The organism is Oleiphilus sp. HI0125, from assembly GCF_001635355.1.
Map to the genome: position 1 here is coordinate 1 of NZ_LWGF01001291.1, position 1,409 is coordinate 1,409.

The 1,409-nt window shown below is 45.4% G+C and carries 1 protein-coding gene; it reads left to right on the forward strand.

Features of this window, described 5'->3' with window-relative positions; all coding sequences use genetic code 11:
• Positions 1-197: 197 nt before the first annotated feature.
• Positions 198-1,409, forward strand: a 1,212-nt coding sequence (locus A3762_RS22360; RefSeq protein ID WP_255375076.1) for a thiamine pyrophosphate-dependent enzyme, incomplete at its 3' end; no start/stop codon positions are given.

The following is a 1,409-nucleotide window of genomic DNA, read 5'->3' on the forward strand; positions in this document are numbered from 1 at the left end:
GTTATTTGCTATCCCAATAACGTGAAGGGCAGTTTTAGAGCAGTTTGCTGCTTAAAAGGCGGCGAAGGTGTGTTCAAATACCGGGACGGGGTTATCCCCCCAAACCAAGGAAGTTTCGCAATCGCTTTTTCGTGCTTGTGTTCATTGCTTTTAAGGAAAACTCGGTCCGCATTTGATGCTAACAAGGCGAATATTTAATGCAAGACAACAACATGGAGCTACTCTGGCAGACATCCCATCTGGCCGGTGGCAATTTAGTTTATGTTGAACAACTTTATGACTCTTATCTAAGCGATCCCAATAGTGTGCCAGAAGAGTGGCGTTCTTATTTTGATCAACTTCCTCGTGTCGATGGCTATTCAGCCAAAGACGTACCGCATTCTACGGTACGCGAGCAATTTCTCCATATTTCAAAAAACAAAGCGTTAACAGCTAGCTCTGCAACTCCTGCAAGCGCAGTGTCAGAGCATGATGCGAAGCAAGTTAAAGTGCTTCAGCTGATTAGTGCTTATCGAATTCGTGGGCATCAAGCGGCGTCGCTTGATCCTTTGGGGTTAATGGAGCGTGAGAATGTTGAAGATTTAGATCTCTCTTATCATGGATTGAGTGAAGCGGATTTAGATACAGAGTTTCAAACAGGTAGTTTGGCTTTTGGTCCTGAAACCTTACCACTGAGAGACATTGTCTCAGGGTTAAAACAAACCTATTGTTCTTCAATTGGTGCTGAATATATGCACATCGTTGATACAAAGGTGCGCGCATGGTTTCACGCGCGATTGGAATCCGTACAAGGTAAGCCTGAATATGAAAGAGATACGCGCTTTCATCTTTTAGAGCGTCTTACCGCTGCCGAAGGTTTAGAGAAATATCTTGGTTCTCGTTATCCGGGGACAAAACGATTTGGCTTAGAAGGCGGGGAAAGCTTAATTCCTCTTGTCGATGAGCTGATCCAACGTGCCGGTGGTTATGGCGCGAAAGAGATCGTTATTGGCATGGCTCACCGTGGTCGTCTTAATGTACTGGTTAATACTCTCGGTAAAAACCCCAAAGACCTTTTCGACGAGTTTGATGGCAAGAAGTTGATTGATAGCTCGGGTGACGTGAAATATCACCAAGGTTTCTCATCTAACGTTATGACTCCGGGTGGTGAGGCACACTTAGCCTTGTCATTTAATCCTTCTCACCTTGAGATTGTATCTCCTGTGGTTGAGGGCTCGGTTCGGGCAAGACAAAATCGTCGCGAAGATGCTGTTGGTAATAGTGTGTTGCCGATTATTATGCACGGCGATGCTGCGTTTTCCGGTCAAGGCGTGGTGATGGAGACATTTCAGATGTCTCAGACGCGTGGATACAAGACTGGCGGCTCGATTCATATCGTAATCAATAACCAGGTTGGCTTTACTACTAAC